This window comes from Pseudomonas alcaligenes (assembly GCF_014490745.1).
GTDB classification, from domain to species: domain Bacteria; phylum Pseudomonadota; class Gammaproteobacteria; order Pseudomonadales; family Pseudomonadaceae; genus Aquipseudomonas; species Aquipseudomonas alcaligenes_C.
On record NZ_LZEU01000001.1, the window covers coordinates 1546910 to 1563064 of the forward strand.

The 16155-nt window shown below is 66.5% G+C and carries 14 protein-coding genes; 7 read left to right on the forward strand and 7 right to left on the reverse strand.

The window, feature by feature from the left end:
* Positions 1 to 16: 16 nt before the first annotated feature.
* Entirely contained in the window at positions 17 to 1036 is a 1020-nt protein-coding gene (locus A9179_RS06940) for an alpha/beta fold hydrolase (RefSeq protein WP_187805097.1), read from the forward strand.
* Between the two features lie 202 nt (positions 1037 to 1238).
* Here A9179_RS06940 and glpD read toward each other — a convergent pair whose 3' ends face one another.
* Positions 1239 to 2768 (reverse strand): glycerol-3-phosphate dehydrogenase, encoded by a 1530-nt coding sequence (gene glpD / locus A9179_RS06945; RefSeq protein WP_187805098.1) that lies wholly within the window; start codon positions 2766 to 2768, stop codon positions 1239 to 1241.
* Between the two features lie 226 nt (positions 2769 to 2994).
* Positions 2995 to 3753 carry a DeoR/GlpR family DNA-binding transcription regulator gene (locus A9179_RS06950; RefSeq protein ID WP_187805099.1) on the reverse strand — a complete coding sequence of 253 codons (759 nt, stop codon included), beginning with the start codon at positions 3751 to 3753 and terminating at the stop codon, positions 2995 to 2997.
* A gap of 133 nt (positions 3754 to 3886) precedes the next feature.
* On the opposite strand from A9179_RS06950, the gene ybaK reads away from it, so the two are divergent.
* The 3 genes from ybaK to A9179_RS06965 all read left to right on the forward strand — a co-directional run bounded on the left by ybaK (position 3887) and on the right by A9179_RS06965 (position 6740).
* Positions 3887 to 4357, forward strand: a complete 471-nt coding sequence (ybaK, locus tag A9179_RS06955; protein ID WP_187805100.1) for a Cys-tRNA(Pro) deacylase — start codon at positions 3887 to 3889, stop codon at positions 4355 to 4357.
* A 72-nt stretch (positions 4358 to 4429) separates the two neighbouring features.
* A complete protein-coding gene (gene glpK / locus A9179_RS06960) occupies positions 4430 to 5917 on the forward strand; it encodes a glycerol kinase GlpK (protein WP_187805101.1) in 1488 nt (495 codons plus the stop codon).
* A gap of 37 nt (positions 5918 to 5954) precedes the next feature.
* Positions 5955 to 6740 (forward strand): substrate-binding periplasmic protein, encoded by a 786-nt coding sequence (locus A9179_RS06965; protein WP_187805102.1) that lies wholly within the window; start codon positions 5955 to 5957, stop codon positions 6738 to 6740.
* Here the strand turns inward: A9179_RS06965 and A9179_RS06970 are convergent, their stop codons facing one another.
* Together A9179_RS06970 and A9179_RS06975 are read right to left on the reverse strand one after the other, a co-directional pair.
* Entirely contained in the window at positions 6741 to 7520 is a 780-nt protein-coding gene (locus tag A9179_RS06970; RefSeq protein ID WP_187805103.1) for a type IV pili methyl-accepting chemotaxis transducer N-terminal domain-containing protein, read from the reverse strand. It lies immediately after the preceding gene.
* A gap of 191 nt (positions 7521 to 7711) precedes the next feature.
* A complete protein-coding gene (locus A9179_RS06975) occupies positions 7712 to 8965 on the reverse strand; it encodes an alginate export family protein (RefSeq protein ID WP_187805104.1) in 1254 nt (417 codons plus the stop codon).
* A gap of 341 nt (positions 8966 to 9306) precedes the next feature.
* On the opposite strand from A9179_RS06975, the gene A9179_RS06980 reads away from it, so the two are divergent.
* On the forward strand, positions 9307 to 10086 hold the full coding sequence (locus tag A9179_RS06980; protein WP_187805105.1) for a PhzF family phenazine biosynthesis protein: 780 nt from the start codon (positions 9307 to 9309) through the stop codon (positions 10084 to 10086).
* Between the two features lie 94 nt (positions 10087 to 10180).
* Here the strand turns inward: A9179_RS06980 and A9179_RS06985 are convergent, their stop codons facing one another.
* Together A9179_RS06985 and argF are read right to left on the reverse strand one after the other, a co-directional pair.
* Positions 10181 to 11287, reverse strand: a complete 1107-nt coding sequence (locus A9179_RS06985) for an ABC transporter ATP-binding protein (RefSeq protein ID WP_187805106.1) — start codon at positions 11285 to 11287, stop codon at positions 10181 to 10183.
* Positions 11284 to 12204, reverse strand: coding sequence for an ornithine carbamoyltransferase (argF, locus tag A9179_RS06990; protein ID WP_187805107.1), 921 nt, complete (start codon positions 12202 to 12204; stop codon positions 11284 to 11286). The genes A9179_RS06985 and argF overlap by 4 nt, the downstream gene beginning before the upstream one ends.
* 309 nt (positions 12205 to 12513) lie before the next feature.
* On the opposite strand from argF, the gene A9179_RS06995 reads away from it, so the two are divergent.
* Both A9179_RS06995 and A9179_RS07000 read left to right on the forward strand, forming a co-directional pair.
* Positions 12514 to 12945, forward strand: coding sequence for a hypothetical protein (locus A9179_RS06995; RefSeq protein ID WP_187805108.1), 432 nt, complete (start codon positions 12514 to 12516; stop codon positions 12943 to 12945).
* Positions 12946 to 13125: 180 nt separating this feature from the next.
* Positions 13126 to 15234 carry a molybdopterin oxidoreductase family protein gene (locus A9179_RS07000; protein WP_187805109.1) on the forward strand — a complete coding sequence of 703 codons (2109 nt, stop codon included), beginning with the start codon at positions 13126 to 13128 and terminating at the stop codon, positions 15232 to 15234.
* Between the two features lie 32 nt (positions 15235 to 15266).
* Here A9179_RS07000 and A9179_RS07005 read toward each other — a convergent pair whose 3' ends face one another.
* Positions 15267 to 16028: a substrate-binding periplasmic protein gene (locus A9179_RS07005; protein WP_187805110.1), complete on the reverse strand. Its 762-nt coding sequence runs from the start codon at positions 16026 to 16028 to the stop codon at positions 15267 to 15269.
* Positions 16029 to 16155 lie beyond the last annotated feature (127 nt).

Consider the following 16155-nt stretch of genomic DNA (forward strand, 5'->3'; position numbering starts at 1 on the left):
GTTCTGGGTGTTTGTCATGCGAAGCTTGTTGCTGATCGCCGCGCTGCTGTGCGGCCTGCCGTGTTGGGCGGCTTCCCGTTGCGATGTGCAGGCGCCGCTGGGCGAGGCCGATGTGGGCGCCGTGCGCCTGGCCTATCAGAGCGTCGGCCGCGAGCAGGATCCGGCGCTGCTGCTGGTGATGGGGCTCGGCGGGCAGCTGATCCACTGGCCGGACGAAGTGGTGGCGCGCCTGTGCCAGCAGGGCTTTCGGGTGATCCGCTTCGACAACCGCGACGTCGGCTTGTCGGCTTGGCACGGGCCGGCGCCGGCCGTCGACCTGACCTATGAACTGCTGCGTTACCGTATCGGCCTGGCGGTCAATGCGCCCTACAGCCTGCGCGACATGGCTGGCGACAGCCTGGGGCTGATGGATGCCCTGGGCATCCAGCGTTTCCATGTGCTGGGCGCCAGCATGGGCGGGATGATTGCCCAGTACATGGCGGACATGGCGCCGCAGCGGGTGGAGAGCCTGACCCTGGTGATGACCAGCTCCGGCGCGCCGGGGCTGCCGGCGCCCAATGCCAGCCTGCTGGCCTTGCTGGCGCGGCGCGAGGCGCCCAGCCGCGAGGTGGCCATCGCCCAGCAGGCCGACCTGCTGGCGGCGCTGGGCAGCCCGCAGGTGCCGGTCGATCGCGCCGGCCTGCTGGCCGAGGCTGCGCGTTCCTACGATCGTTCCTTTAATCCCGAGGGTGTGCAGCGGCAGATCCTGGCGGTGCTGGCTGAGCCGAGTCGGGTGGCGCTGCTCGATCGCCTGCGCCTGCCGACCCTGGTGGTGCACGGCACGGCCGACCCGCTGTTGCCGGTGATGCACGGTGTGCACGTGGCGGCCCATATAAAGGGCAGTCAGCTGAAGCTGATTCCGGGCCTGGCCCATCGCTTCCAGGCGGCCTTCAAGGAGCCGCTGCTGGCGGCGGTGGTGCCTTACCTGCGCGCCCATCGCGACGAGGCGGCGCGCCTGGCCCAGCTGGGTGATACGGCGCACGGCCACGCCCTGTAGATTCAGAACCTGTTTACGATCTTCTGAATTAGAGCCAGACAAGGCGCAACGACCAGCGGGAGTAACAGCCAAAGGCTGGCCCGAAGGGAGAGCGCCAGCGAATCAAACGGCCGAAAAAGCGCAGTTTACGCAGTGTAAATGAGCATTTTGAGGCCGCTTTTAACGCGGTATGGCCGCGAGTCAGGAGGTCGTAAGCAGGTTCTCAGAGCGCCTGTGCCTGCGGGACGCTGCGCTGGCCCTGCAGGTAGTCCTTGAGGCGCGCCTGCTGGCCGGGCGTCATGAACAGGCCGAGTTTGCTGCGACGCCAGAGGATGTCTTCGGCGCTGTGGGCCCACTCCTCGCGACGCAGGTAGTCCACCTCGCGGCTGTACAGGCCGGCGCCCAGGTGCTCGCCCAGTTCGCTGGCTTGCTGCACGCCATCCAGCAGGCGCCAGGTGCGGCTGCCGTAGGTGGCGGCCCAGCGCCGCGCCAGTTCGCGGTCGAGCCAGCCGAAGCGGGCAAGCAGCTTGTCCACCAGGGCTTCGCGGCTGTCCATGTTCTCGCCGCCGGGTAGCGGTGCCAGGTCGGTCCAGGGCGGGCACAGGTGCGGGAAGTAGGGCGCCAGGTGCTGCAGGGCCGCCTCGGCCAGCTTGCGGTAGGTGGTCAGCTTGCCGCCGAACACCGACAGCAGCGGCGCTTCGCCCGGTGCGCCGGACAGTGACAGGGTGTAGTCGCGGGTGACCGCCGAAGGTTCGTCGGATTCGTCGTCGCACAGCGGGCGCACGCCGGAGTAGGTGTGCAGGATATCGCTGCGTTGCAGCTGCTTGCGGAAGTGGGCGTTGACCACCTGCAGCAGGTAGTCGGTTTCCTCGTCGCTGATGCGCACCTTGGCCGGGTCGCCACGGTACTCGCGATCGGTGGTACCGATCAGGCTGAAGCGCTCCAGCCAGGGAATGACGAAGACGATGCGCTGATCCTCGTTCTGCAGGATATAGGCCTGCTCGCCTTCATGGATGCGTGGCACCACGATGTGGCTGCCCTGGATCAGGCGGATGCCGTAGGGCGCCTTCTGCTTCAGGTCGTCCTCGATGAAGCGCGCCACCCAGGGACCGGCGGCATTCACCAGGGCGCGGGCGCGGATCGAGAACAGGCTGCCATCGGCGCGCTCCAGGTGCAGGTGCCACAGGCCCTTGCTGCGCCGTGCGCTGACGCAGCGGGTGCGGGTGTGGATGTGCGCGTGGCGCTCGCGGGCGGCCATGGCGTTGAGCACCACCAGGCGGGCGTCGTCGACCCAGCAGTCGGAGTATTCGAAACCGCGGCCGATTTCCGCCTTGAGCGGGCTGCCGGCGCCGAAGCGCACGCCGTTGGAGCCGGGCAGCTTCTCGCGCTTGCCCAGATGGTCGTAGAGGAACAGGCCGGCGCGGATCATCCAGGCCGGGCGCAGGTGCGGGCGGTGCGGCAGGATGAAACGCATGGGTTTGACGATGTGCGGCGCCTTGGCCAGCAGCACCTCGCGTTCGGCCAGGGCCTCGCGCACCAGGCGGAATTCGTAATGTTCGAGATAGCGCAGGCCGCCGTGGATCAGTTTGCTGCTGGCCGAGGAGGTGTGCTGGGCCAGGTCGTCGCGTTCACAGAGGAACACCGAGAGGCCGCGCCCGGCGGCGTCGGCAGCGATGCCGGCGCCGTTGATACCGCCGCCGACCACGGCCAGGTCGTAGATTTCGGCGAGCGGGGGAGTCTGGCTGTGGGGCATGGCGAAGGCACCGGAAAGTTTAAAAGTGAACGCATTGATGTTCGTTATCGAAAATATGCTAGTCGAACGGCGACCACGACGCCAGCCCGGGATGCGGTTTCAAGCCGAGTGGCAGAGCGTCGCAGCAGTTGTTGACGGTTTGACGAGGGCGAGGAAGGGAAAGAGAGGCGGCGGGGGCAACCCGCATTGCTGGCCGCGCGGGTTTCACCCGCCCTGCAGGTGCGACTCAGACGATATGCAGCTGGATCTTCTGTTCGAGCAGCACGCGGCCGATGGCCGCCGGTGGCGGGGCGTCGGTGAAGACCTGGTCGACCAGGTTCAGCGAGCCCAGGCGTACCACGGCATTGCGCCCGAACTTGCTGGAGTCGGCGGCCAGCAGCACCTGGCGGGCGTTGTCGATGATGGCCTGGGACACCCGCACTTCCTGGTAGTCGAAGTCGAGCAGGCTGCCGTCTTCGTCGATGCCGCTGATGCCGACCAGGGCGAAGTCGACCTTGAACTGCTGGATGAAATCCACCGCCGCCTGGCCCACCACGCCGCCGTCGGCGCGCACCGTGCCGCCGGCCACCAGCACTTCGAAGTCGGCCTTGGCGCTGAGCTGGGCCGCCACGTGTAGGTTGTTGGTGATCACCTTGAGGTGCTTGTGGCCGAGCAGGGCGCGGGCGATGGCCTCGGTGGTGGTGCCGATGTTGATGAACAGCGAGGCATGGTCGGGAATCTGTGCGGCGATGGCCTCGGCAATGCGCTGCTTCTCGTCGCGCATCTGCCCGGCGCGCATGGCGTAGGCGGTGTTCTGGATGCTCGAGGCCTCGCTCGCCGCGCCGCCGTGGGTGCGCCGCAGCAGGCCCTTTTCGGCCAGCTGGTTGATGTCGCGGCGGATGGTCTGCGGGGTCACGGCAAACGCCTGGGCCAGTTCGTCGATGCTCACATAGCCGCGTTCGCGGGTGCGTTCGAGAATGCTGTGCTGGCGGGGCGGGAGGCTCATGGGCAATCCTTGGGCGGCGGTCGCGGCATTATATAGGCAGCTTGCCCGTCGCTTGGTGACGTTAAAAGACTGCTTCCGGCGGTTTTTTCCGTTAAGGTACGCGAATTCTGTCAGGGAATTTTCACATTCGAACATGACTCCTGCCATCGATCTGTTGAAAAAGGCCAAGGCCGAGCACTGGGTGCACAGCTATAGCCACGATCCCAAGGCTGCTTCCTATGGCATGGAGGCGGCGGAAAAGCTCGGTCTGGATCCGGCCCGGGTATTCAAGACCCTGCTGGCCGCCACCGAAAAGGGCGAGCTGCTGGTGGCGGTGGTGCCGGTGGCCGGCAGCCTCGACCTCAAGGCCCTGGCCCATGCCGCCGGGGCGAAGAAGGCCGACATGGCCGACCCGCAGCTGGCCCAGCGCAGCACCGGTTACCTGGTCGGCGGTATCAGCCCGCTGGGGCAGAAGAAGCGCCTGCGCACCTTTATCGACGAATCGGCGCGGCTGCAGCCAACCATCCATGTCAGCGCCGGTCGGCGTGGTCTGGAGGTGGAGCTGAGCGCCGCAGTGCTGGCCGAACACACCCAGGGCAGTTTTGCCGCCATCGGCCGCGAGTGACGCGAGCCCCTCACCCCCGGCCCCTCTCCGGGGAGGAGAGGGGAGCGAATAGATAACAACAAGGAAACGTGCATGTCCCAATACCTGCTTGCCATCGACCAGGGCACCACCAGCTCCCGTGCCATCGTCTTCAGTGCCCAGGGCCTGCCGCTGTCTCGCGCGCAGCAGGAGTTCAAGCAGTACTTTCCCAAGGATGGCTGGGTCGAGCACGACGCCGAGGAAATCTGGCTGACCACCCTCAAGGTGTGCCGCGAGGCCCTGGCCCTGGAAGGGCTGAAGGCCGAGGAAATCCGCGCCATCGGCATCACCAACCAGCGCGAGACCACCATCGTCTGGGACGTGCAGAGCGGCGCGCCGATCCATCCGGCCATCGTCTGGCAGGATCGGCGCACCGCCGAGTACTGCGCCGGGCTCAAGGCCGCCGGCCACGAGGCGCAGGTGGCGGAGAAGACCGGCCTGCTGATCGACCCGTATTTCTCCGCCACCAAGCTGCGCTGGATCCTCGACAACGTGCCCGGTGCCCGCGAGCGCGCCGCGCGTGGCGAGCTGCGCTTCGGCACCGTGGACTGCTTCCTGCTGTGGCGCCTGACCGGCGGCAAGGCGCACCGCACCGATGCCAGCAACGCCTCGCGCACCCTGCTGTTCAATATCCATAGCCAGCAGTGGGACGACGAGCTGCTGGCGCTGTTCGACATCCCGCGCAGCCTGCTGCCGGAGGTGCTCGACTGCGCCGCCGAGTTCGGCACCTGCGATGCCGAGCTGCTCGGCGCGGCGATTCCGGTGCTGGGCATGGCCGGCGACCAGCAGGCCGCGCTGATCGGCCAGGCCTGTTTCTCCGCCGGCATGGTCAAGAGCACCTACGGCACTGGCTGCTTCATGATCCAGAACACCGGCGAGCAACCGGTGGTGTCGAAGAACCGCCTGCTGACCACGGTCGGCTATCGCCTGAACGGTAAGGTCACCTATGCGGTGGAGGGCAGCATCTTCGTCGCCGGCGCCGCGGTGCAGTGGTTGCGCGATGGCATCAAGCTGATCAGCGATGCCCGCGACACCGAATCCCTGGCCGAGCAGACCGGCGATGCCTGCGGCGTGTACCTGGTGCCGGCCTTCACCGGCCTCGGTGCGCCGTACTGGGATCCGAAGGCGCGCGGGGCGATCTTCGGCCTGACCCGCGACACCGGGATCAAGGAGATCGTCACCGCCGGCCTGCAGTCGGTGTGCTACCAGACTCGTGACCTGCTCGAGGCCATGCGCCAGGATGGCGCCGCCGAGCCCAGCGCGCTGCGGGTGGACGGCGGCATGGTGGTCAACAACTGGGTCATGCAGTTCCTCGCCGATATCCTCGGCGTGCCGGTGGAGCGCCCGGAAGTCACCGAGACCACCGCCCTCGGCGTGGCCTACCTGGCCGGCCTGCAGGCCGGGCTGTACGGCAGCCTGGAAGAAATCGCCAGCCACTGGCACCGCCAGCACCGCTTCGAACCGCGCATGGCCAGCGCCCATCGCGGCAAGCTCTACGCCGGCTGGCTGGATGCGGTGAAGAGGGTGCGCAGCGAGGGGTGAGATGGTACAAGGAGGCACTTCCTTCTTGAGGTGCCGCATGCCGTTGTGCCGTCATCTGTCCGCTCTGGTGCAAGTCCTGTCGCTGCTGCTCTGTCTGGCGGCGACGGGCGTGGCGCGGGCGGAAACCCTGGTGATCGCCGGCGATATCTGGTGCCCGATCAACTGCGAGCCGGGCTCGGCGCGGCCGGGTATCTTCGTCGAGCTGGCGCAGCGCATCTTTGCCGAGTCCGGCATCCGCGTCGAATACCAGGCACTGAACTGGGCCCGCACGTTGCGCGAGGTGCGTAGCGGCACGCTGAATGCCGCGATTGGCGCAGGTGTCGCGGATGCTCCGGACTTCCTGTTTACCGCCACGCCGGTGGCGCAGTCGCGCAATTGCTTTTTCACCCGGCCGGACTCGACCTGGCAATTCAGCGGGGTCGACTCTTTGCCGCAGGTGCGTCTCGGGGTGATCAACGACTACAGCTACGGCGACCAGTTGAATGCCTATATCGCCGACAAGCGCAGCCGCAGCGGGCCGATCCAGGTGGCTTCCGGTGATCGGGCGCTGGCCCTGAACGTCAGCAAGCTGCTGCACGGGCGCCTGGATGCGGTTCTGGAAAATCGCTGGGTGATGCAGTCCATGCTGGCCAGCAGCGGGCAGAGCGGGACGTTGCGCGAGGCTGGTTGCCGCGAGACGGATGCGCCCATCTACCTGGCCTTTTCGCCGGCGCTGGATTCCAGTCGGCGCTATGTCGAACTGTTCGAGCAGGGCCTGCGGCGCTACCGGGCCGATGGCCGGTTGCAGGCTCTGCTCAAGGCCTATGGGGTCGACGAGGGCTGATCAGCTGCGCTGCATCACCTGCTCGTAGGCGCTGGTCAGATCGTTCATCTGCCACAGCAGGGTCTCGGTGGTGGTAGTAATCACCGTCGGCACGTAGCGCGAGTCCGCCGAGAGCTGGAAGCCGGCACGGGCGAAGCGCCACTGGGCCTCGACTTTCTTCAGCGCCTCGCGGATCTGCGGGGTGTTCTGCTCGGCAACCAGCAGGCTCTGCTGCGCCGCGTCGAATTCATCGGTGGCCTGTTGCAGCTGCTGTTGCAGGTCGGCCATCGGCAATTGCCAGCTCAGGGCCAGGTACAGCTTGGCGATGCGCTGGCTGAGCATGCGCTGGCGGCCGCTGCGGTTGACCAGCCCGGCGCTGGTGCCGCCGACATGCTGCTGGATCAGCTGCACCACCTGTTCGCTCTGCGCCAGCAGCTGGTCGCTGAGCTGCACCACCTGCACGGCCTGTTCACGGCTGGGGCTGGACAGCGCCAGTTCGCGGTAGACCTGCCAGCTCTGGCCGACCTGCAGTAGGGCCTGGCCGATCTCCGCGGTGGGGGCGTATTCGCTGAGGGCCTGCTGGTTGCTCTCGAAGCGCGCCACGCTCTGGTCGAGCTGTTGCAGGGCCACATCGCTGCGCACGTCGGCACCGATCATCAGGTAACTCTTGGCGATACGCTGGCTGAGCATGCGCTGCATACCGGACAGGTTCATTGCTTCGGCATTGCTGATGGTGGCCTGCGCCTGTGGGCAGAGCAGGGCGACGAGCAGGCCGAACAGCAGGGCAATACGACTGTTCATGAAAACCTCCAGGGGCGCGCGGCTGGGCCGCGCGCTGGTAATGAGCAGCTTTGCGAGTCGGAGTCCGCTGCGCGGCAACGCAGCCGGGTCGACACACGTAGGGATCCCCTGAAAGCCGTCATTCCCGCGCAGGCGAGAATCCAGAGGCTGGGCTCCCGCCTGCGCGGGAGCGACGGCAAGGGGGAATTTCCTCAGTAGGTGTACTGCAGCTGCAGCCAGAACTTGTCGGTATCGACGGTGCGGGCTTCGTCATCGGAGTTGTAGCTGGCGTACTTGAGCAGGCCGACCAGGCCTTTGACGCCGGGGATCGGGTGGCCGTAGGACAGGTCGATCTCGTCGCCGTAGCTGTCGCTGCCCTGCTCGGTGTCGAAGTCGTGGTAGACCGCCTGCAGGGTGCCGCCCAGCAGCGGTGCGGTGGCGCCCAGGTAGGCGTCCTCGATGCCGTCGGCCGGGGTGGTGAGGAACTGGTCGGCCCAGCCCTGGAAGGCGTGCTTGGTCGCCAGCGGGGTCTGGAAGGCGCGGTTGCCCGGGCCCTCGTCGCCGCCCAGCACTTCATAACCGGCCTTCAGCGCCACGCCCTTGATGGTGTAGCCAAGCTCGGCCAGGTAGTAGTCGCTGTCCAGATCCAGCGGGTTGTCACCGTAGTCCTTCTGCTTGGCGTACTCGAGCACGTAGCTGACGCCGGCGATGGCGCCGTTCAGGCGCAGGCCGCTGGTCTGGCTGGACAGGGTGCCCTCGGCGGCGCTGCTGGTGACGGCCAGGTTGTCGAGGTCGAGCAGGTAGTCGTAGGCGGTGACGGTCAGTTCCGGCATGGCCACGTACTGGGCGTTGATCAGGTGGCTGTGGCCGTCGATGTTGGCCGGGTTGCTGGCGTTGTCGTAACGGCCGTTGTCCGGGCCCCAGATGCTGTTGATCTGGTCGATGTAGGCGTAGGTCAGGGTCAGGCCGTCAAGCGGCTTGAGCTGGCCGAGGGCGCCGTCGTAGGTCTGCTCGTTCTGCCGCCAGGCGGCGCCGCCGACGAAGCGCTGGTTATCCAGGTTGATGCGCTGGCGGCCGAGGACGGCGCTGCCGTACTTGTGGTCGTAACGCAGCAGGGCCTGGTTGATCTCGCTGCCGTCGGGGTCGGCGACCACCGAGTATTCCTTCTGCCCGTTGCGGGTGTCGTTGTAGGCGGCATCGCCCAGGCGGCTGACGTTGTCCACTTCCAGCAGGCCCGACAGGCCGTACCACTTGCCGCTCTGGAAGCCTACGCGGGTACGCAGGGTCTGGGCGTTGGCATCACGCAGGGCGTTGTTCGGGTCGACGTTCTCGAAGCGGTAGCGGGCATCGAGAATCGGCTTGCCCTGGCTGATCAGGTTGCTCAGCGACTCTTCGGCGAAGGCGGCGTGGCTGAAGGTGAGGCCGGCGATGGCCAGCGACAGCAGGGAGGGTTTCATCATGCGCATAGCGGTTGTCCTGTATGCCAAATAACGCAAAAAAAAACGCCACGAATCCGCTGCTCCAGAGGGAGAGGGAATACGTGACGTCGTTGTCGGTTGAGTTGGCAGACACGCCGTTGTGCTGACCGGGGTGGGTCATAGCAGGGGGCATGCCAGAATTTTCAAGTTACTGATTTATTAAGGAATAATGACTTTTTAAGAACTTTTTGCGATTGAGCTATGCACTGTGCCTGTTCGTTGCGCATTGATACAGTGCAGCTGTAGTGCAGGAATAACCGGCGACTGTACCGGGTGTCGGGCTGGCTGCCCCGGCATGCTGTAGGCCTTCATGGAAAGGAGTGCACGTCATGCAACTAGAGTTTCATCAGGTCGATGCCTTCGCTGGGCGTCCCTTCAGCGGCAACCCGGCGATGGTCTATCGCCTCGACAGCTGGCTGGCCGACAGCCTGATGCAGCAGATCGCTGCCGAGCACAACCTGGCGGAGACCGCCTTCACCGTGCGTGAGGGTGCGGTCTGGCGCATCCGCTGGTTCACCCCGACGGCCGAAGTGCCGCTGTGCGGGCATGCCACCCTGGCGACCGCCCATGTGCTGTTCGAGTGCTATGGCGAGCCGGGCGAGCGCCTGGACTTCATCTGCCAGTCCGGCCCGCTCAGCGTGACTCGCGAGCAGGGGCGGCTGGTGCTGGACTTCCCGGTGGTACGCGCCGCCGAGGTGGCGGTGAGTGCCGAACTGGAACGGGCGCTGGGCGTGCCGGTGCTGGCGGCGCGGCAGAGCAACGAGCTGATGGCGGTGCTGGAGTCCGAGCAGGCGGTGCGCGACTGCACGCCGGATCTGGTGGCGCTGGCCAAGCTGCCGGGGCTGGGGGTGCTGATCACCGCGCCCGGGGTGCAGCACGATTTCGTTTCGCGCTACTTCGCGCCGTCCATCGGCATCAACGAGGATCCGGTCACCGGCTCCACCCACTGCCTGCTGATTCCCTACTGGGCCGAGCGCCTGGACAAGACCGAGCTGAGCGCCTTCCAGTGTTCGGCGCGCGGCGGCGAGCTGCACTGCCGCCTGCAGGGCGAGCGGGTGAAGATCGCTGGTCAGGCGGTGCTGGTCAGCAAGGGCACGCTGTTCCTCTGAGGTTCTCGTAGGGTGGGAGAAACCGCGACAGTCTGCGGCCTGCTGCGCGGGTTGCACCCGCCCTGCGGCTTACGCAGTGAGTGCGGCGTGGTGCTCAGTTGCTGCTGTAGCGGCGCACGCCGGACTCGGGCAGCTTGATCTGGGCGGCCACGCTGCCCTGGGCGGGGAACAGCACCAGGTGGTCGGCGGCCACGCGGATGCCGACCTGCTGGCCGGGCTGCTGGTCGACATGGCTGGGGAAGATTGCTTCCAGCTGGGTGCCGGTGGGCAGCTGCAGGCGGTACAAAGTGGCGGCACCGAGGAAGGTCTTGCCGACGATCTGCGCCTGCAGGGCGCTGTCGGGGGCATAGATGATGTCGTCGGGGCGCAGCAGCACGTCCACCGCGCTGCCCGCGGCCCAGGTGTAGGCGCGGTTGCCGCGGATGCTGCCGAGCTCGGTCAGCACGCTGTCGGCGCTCTGCAGCTGGCCACGGATGAAGTAGCCCTGGCCGACGAAGCTGGCGACGAAGGGCGTCAGCGGCTCGTGGTAGAGGTTGTAGGGCGTGTCCCACTGCTGCAGCCGGCCTTCGTGGAAGACCCCGATGTGATCGCTGACGGCGAATGCCTCTTCTTGGTCGTGGGTGACCAGGATGGCACTGGTACCGCGCGCCTTGAGGATGTCGCGCACCTCATGGCTGAGGCGCCGGCGCAGCTCGCCGTCGAGGTTGGAGAAGGGTTCGTCGAGCAGCAGCAGCTGCGGTTCCGGAGCCAGCGCGCGGGCCAGGGATACTCGCTGCTGCTGGCCGCCGGACAGTTCATGTGGGTAGCGCCGGTCGAGATGGCCGAGCTTGACCAGCTCCAGCAGTTCGGCGGTGATCTGCTCGCGGCGCGGGTGCTGGCGGATGCCGAAGGCGACGTTCTGCGCCACCGTCAGGTGGGGGAACAGGGCGTAGTCCTGGAACACCATGCCGATGCGGCGTTTTTCCGGGGCCAGGGTGTAGCCGGCGCGCGAGATGACTTCACCGCCCAGCTCGATCTCGCCGTGCAGCACCGGCTCGAAACCGGCGATGGCACGCAGGGTGGTGGTCTTGCCGCAGCCGGAGGGGCCGAGCAGGCAGCCGATATCGCCGGCGTTCAGGTGCAGGCTGAGCTGCTGCACCACCTGGTGTTCGTGGTAGCCGCAGACCAGTTCACGCAGGCTGAGCAGCAGGGGCTGGCTCATGCGTCGCGGTAGGCCGGCGCGACCAGCATTTCCAGCAGCGCCTTCTGTGCATGCAGGCGGTTTTCCGCCTGATCCCAGGCGAACGAGCGCGGGTCGTCGAGCAGGTCGGTGCTGATCTCTTCGCCACGGTGAGCCGGCAGGCAGTGCAGGAAGATCACCGACGGATCGGCGGCATCCAGCAGGGCGCGGTTGACCTGGTAGGGGGCGAACAGCTTGAGGCGCTTGGCGGTTTCTTCTTCCTGGCCCATCGACGTCCACACGTCGGTGCTCACCAGATGGGCGCCGCGCACGGCCTCGAGCGGGTCGCGCACGATCTGCACGCGATCGCCGGCAGCGGCAAGGAATTCGGCATTCGGCTCGTAGCCCTCGGGGCAGGCCACGCGCAGCTGGAAGTCGAACTGGCGGGCCGCTTCGATATAAGTGTTGCACATGTTGTTGCCGTCGCCGATCCAGGCCACCGTCTTGCCGGCGATGCTGCCGCGCTGCTCGGCGAAGGTCTGCATGTCGGCCAGCAGCTGGCAGGGGTGCAGGTCGTCGGACAGGCCGTTGATCACCGGCACCTTGGAGTGGGCGGCGAACTCGGTGAGGGTGCTGTGGGCGAAGGTGCGGATCATCACCACGTCGAGCATGCTGGACATGACGATGGCGGTGTCGCTGATCGGCTCGCCACGGTTCAGCTGGGTGTCACGCGGCGAGAGGAAGATGGCCTGGCCGCCGAGCTGGATCATGCCGGCTTCGAACGACAGGCGGGTACGGGTCGAGGCCTTCTCGAAGATCATCCCCAGCACGCGGCCCTTGAGCGGCTCGAACAGCACGCTGCGCTTGCGCAGATCCTTCAGCTCGATGGCTCGACGGATCAGCCCACTCAGTTCCTGAGGGGTGCAGTCCATCAACGAGAGAAAGTGCCGGGCGCTCATCATTCATTACCTTCATTTCAACAACTTATCGCCGCTGCGTTTTTTCGGGGAAAAGCAGTCCGGAGAGCGGCAGGAGCCGCGCAGGGGCGACAAACGGGGAGGCGCGATCTTATAAGGAAACGACGCGCTGGAGCAAATTGGCGCCGTCGGCCGTCATTTGCGGCGACGGGGAGGGTGGCTGCGGGCGGCGTCACAAAAGTGCATTCCCGGCTTGCTGAGCCCGTTCGGGCACTTCTACCATGCGCCCCGCCTGGAATGGCACTCGCCCCGCAACGGGGCTCATGGATAGTTAATGCAAAGGAGTCTTGCATGAAATACGTAGCTTATGCCGCCGCTTTTTCCGCCCTGGCCCTGCTGACTGGCTGCGCCAGCCAGAACTACAGCCAGCCGAGCGCTCCGCTCAACGGCGAAGTCCAGACCAACCTGAAGGCCGACGTCGCGGTCGGTGAGTCGATCACCGGCGAGTCCTCGGTGAACATCCTGTTCGGTCTGTTCAAGCTGGGCGGTGACACCCAGTTCGCCGATGGCGTGACCTACGGCGGCGGCGAGGGTGGTTTCGCCCTCGGCCTGGATCCGGTGGCGGCAGCCAAGTCCGCAGCGGCGTTCAAGGCAGTGAAGTCCTCCGGTGCCGACCTGATCGTGGCGCCGCGCTATGAAGTCAGCGTCCAGGACTACATGGTGTACAAGGCCGTCAACGTCAAGGTGACCGGCAACAAGGGCACCATCAGCGCAATTCGTTGATCGGTTTGGGCGCGGTCTCTGCGGCAGCGCCCACTCGCAGCACGATTGCACCTTGAATCGGTGGGCATGATGCCCGCCGATTCATGAAATAAAGGCCGCTGGCCAACCCTCCCTCCAGCCTCCATAGTCAGGGTTCAACGACTAGACCGGTCGTCTCGAACAGAACAATGAGGCTAGGCCATGACCAAGACCCTCCATCACCGTGCCTGTCACCTGTGTGAGGCCATCTGCGGCCTGACCATCGAAACCGAAGACCGCGCCGACGGCAGCCGGCAGATCCTGTCGATCAAGGGCGACGCCCAGGACAGCTTCAGCCGTGGCCATATCTGCCCGAAAGCCGTTGCCTTGCAGGATATCCAGAATGACCCCGATCGCGTGCGCCAGCCGCTGCGCCAGGTCGACGGCCAATGGCAGCCGATCAGCTGGGACGAGGCCTTCGCGCTGGTCGCCGAGCGCCTGACGGCGATCCAGGCCGAACACGGCAAGAACGCCGTGGCCGTGTACCAGGGCAACCCTAGCGTGCACAACTACGGGCTGATGACCCACAGCAACTACTTCCTCGGCCAGCTGAAGACGCGCAACCGCTTCTCCGCCACCTCGGTGGATCAGCTGCCGCATCACCTGACCAGCTACCTGATGTACGGCCACGGCCTGCTGCTGCCGATCCCGGACATCGACCATACCCAGTTCATGCTGATCCTTGGCGGCAACCCGCTGGCCTCCAACGGCAGCATCATGACCGTGCCGGACGTGGAGAAGCGCCTCAAGGCGCTCAAGGCGCGCGGCGGCAAGCTGGTGGTGGTCGATCCGCGGCGCAGCGAGACGGCGGCCATGGCCGACCAGCATCTGTTCGTGCGCCCGGGCAACGACGCGGCGCTGCTGCTGGGCCTGCTCAACACCCTGTTCGCCGAGAACCTGACCCGCGCCAGCGCGCTGCCGGTCAATGGCCTGGAGCAGGTAAAGGCCGCCATTGCGCCCTTTACTGCCGAGGCCATGAGTGGCCGCTGCGGCGTGCCGGCGCAGGATATTCGCCAGCTGGCCCGCGACTTCGCCGCTGCCGAGTCGGCCGTGTGTTACGGGCGCATGGGTGTCTCCACCCAGGCCTTCGGCAGCCTGTGCCACTGGTTGATCCAGCTGATCAACCTGGTCACCGGCAACCTCGACCGGGTCGGCGGTGCACTGTGCACCAGCCCGGCGCTGGATCTGGTGGCGACCACCTCGGGCGGCCACTTCAATGTCTGGCAGAGCCGCGTTTCCGGCCTGCCGGAATACGGCGGCGAGCTGCCGGTGGCGGCCCTGGCCGAGGAGATGCTGACTCCCGGCGAAGGGCAGATCCGCGCGCTGATCACAGTCGCCGGCAACCCGGTGCTGTCCACCCCCAATGGCCGCCAGCTGGAACAGGCCTTGGATGGCCTCGACTTCATGGTGGCGGTGGATCTCTACATCAACGAGACCACCCGCCACGCCGACCTGATCCTGCCGCCCACCGCGCCGCTGGAGCACGATCACTACGACACCACCTTCAACGTGTTCGCCGTGCGCAACGTCACCCGCTTCAACCAGCCGGTGCTGGCCAAGCCGCAAGGCGCGCTGGACGACTGGGAAATCTTCGTCGGCCTGGCCCAGGCCTTCGCCGCCAAGAACGGCACCGAGCTGAAGCCGACCATGGCGCCGGCGCAGATGATCGACATGGGCCTGCGCTTCGGCCCCTACGGCGACAAGTCCGAGCACAAGCTGAGTCTGGCGGCGCTGCAGGACGCGCCCCACGGCATCGACCTGGGGCCGCTCAAGCCGAACCTGGCGGCGCGCCTGAAAACCGAATCCAAGGCCATCGAGGCCGCCCCCGAGCTGCTGGTTGGGGATCTCGCGCGCTTCGCTGCCCAGCCGCTGCCGGCTGCGGGCGAGCTGGTGCTGATCGGCCGCCGCCATGTGCGCAGCAACAATTCCTGGATGCACAACTACCAGCGCCTGGTGAAGGGCAAGCCGCGCCATCAGTTGCTGATGCACCCGCAGGATATGGCCGGCCGAGGCCTGAGCGATGGCCAGCGCGTGCGCGTACAGTCGCGGGTCGGCGAGATCGAAGTGGAGGCGGTGGCCAGCGACGAGATGATGCCTGGCGTGGTCAGCCTGCCGCATGGCTGGGGCCATGCCCGCCCCGGCGTGCAGATGGGCATCGCCAGCGCCCAGCCGGGTGCCAGCGCCAACGACCTGACCGATGATCGCCAGCTCGACGCGGTATCCGGCAACGCGGCACTCAACGGCGTGCCGGTACGGGTCGAGGCGGCCTAGGCGGAAACGGAAGCGGCTGTCACGGCGGCGGTTTACAGGTGTACGCCATAGCGGGCGTAGATCTGTTCGATGGTGCCCTGGCGCTTGAGCTGCAGGATCGCCGCGTCCAGCCGCTCCAGCCAGTCGGCGTGGCGGGGGTGGACGCGCATGCTGACGTCATAGGCGCTGATCACGTCGCCGAACTCCAGGTGACGATATTCCTCGACCTGTAGCTGGTTGTACTGGGCGACGGCCTTGTTGACGATGATCTGGTCGAAGCGCGACTTGGCCAGCATGCTCAGCAGCTGCTGTTCATTCAGGCCGTTGCGCCGGTCGAGCTCGCCGGAGGCGATCATGCCCGCCAGCTCCGGGTAGGCGTAGCCGCGCACCATGCCCACCGACTTGCCGCGCAGATCCGTCGGCTGCTTCACGGCAAAGGCCTTGTGCGGAGCGAACATCAGCACATCGACCACCTTGCCGAAGGGCACCGAGAACAGGCCAGGCGTCGGCTGGCTGCGCACCCAGCCGGGATAGACCCCGGGCTCGATATCCAGCAGGCCCTCGTTGAACAGCAGGCCGATGCGCGGGTAGGGGTAGTACTGCACGTCGAAGCGGTCGCCGGTGAGTCTGGCCAGTTCGTCGAGGATGTCCTGATAGATGCCGCGCTTGCCGGCCTCGATCATCATCGGCGGATAGTCGTAGAAGCCCACCGCAAAGGTATCGGCGGGGGCATTCTGCGCGAGGCAGGCGAGGTACAGCGCGCTCGCCGCCCTGATCAGCCACTTCACTGCATCGCCCTCGACTCCTGCTTGCATCTGTCATGCAGTTTAGTTGCCCTGCGGCCCGGGTACCCGCAGGTCGGAGGGCTGGCGGGACGATATCATCCCCGAGCCCGCCGCTGGGTCTTTCGTGTACAATCGCCCCACCGCACCCGGCACAGGT

Excerpts from the sequence above, each read along its gene's own strand:
- A9179_RS06970 (WP_187805103.1), bottom strand. The coding sequence starts at position 7,520 with ATGAACAGTCGTATTGCCCTGCTGTTCGGCCTGCTCGTCGCCCTGCTC.
- A9179_RS06980 (WP_187805105.1), top strand. The coding sequence starts at position 9,307 with ATGCAACTAGAGTTTCATCAGGTCGATGCCTTCGCTGGGCGTCCCTTC.
- glpD (WP_187805098.1), bottom strand. The coding sequence starts at position 2,768 with ATGCCCCACAGCCAGACTCCCCCGCTCGCCGAAATCTACGACCTGGCC.
- glpK (WP_187805101.1), top strand. The coding sequence starts at position 4,430 with ATGTCCCAATACCTGCTTGCCATCGACCAGGGCACCACCAGCTCCCGT.
- A9179_RS06950 (WP_187805099.1), bottom strand. The coding sequence starts at position 3,753 with ATGAGCCTCCCGCCCCGCCAGCACAGCATTCTCGAACGCACCCGCGAA.
- ybaK (WP_187805100.1), top strand. The coding sequence starts at position 3,887 with ATGACTCCTGCCATCGATCTGTTGAAAAAGGCCAAGGCCGAGCACTGG.
- A9179_RS06940 (WP_187805097.1), top strand. The coding sequence starts at position 17 with ATGCGAAGCTTGTTGCTGATCGCCGCGCTGCTGTGCGGCCTGCCGTGT.
- A9179_RS06975 (WP_187805104.1), bottom strand. The coding sequence starts at position 8,965 with ATGCGCATGATGAAACCCTCCCTGCTGTCGCTGGCCATCGCCGGCCTC.
- A9179_RS06995 (WP_187805108.1), top strand. The coding sequence starts at position 12,514 with ATGAAATACGTAGCTTATGCCGCCGCTTTTTCCGCCCTGGCCCTGCTG.
- A9179_RS06985 (WP_187805106.1), bottom strand. The coding sequence starts at position 11,287 with ATGAGCCAGCCCCTGCTGCTCAGCCTGCGTGAACTGGTCTGCGGCTAC.
- A9179_RS06965 (WP_187805102.1), top strand. The coding sequence starts at position 5,955 with ATGCCGTTGTGCCGTCATCTGTCCGCTCTGGTGCAAGTCCTGTCGCTG.
- argF (WP_187805107.1), bottom strand. The coding sequence starts at position 12,204 with ATGAGCGCCCGGCACTTTCTCTCGTTGATGGACTGCACCCCTCAGGAA.
- A9179_RS07000 (WP_187805109.1), top strand. The coding sequence starts at position 13,126 with ATGACCAAGACCCTCCATCACCGTGCCTGTCACCTGTGTGAGGCCATC.
- A9179_RS07005 (WP_187805110.1), bottom strand. The coding sequence starts at position 16,028 with ATGCAAGCAGGAGTCGAGGGCGATGCAGTGAAGTGGCTGATCAGGGCG.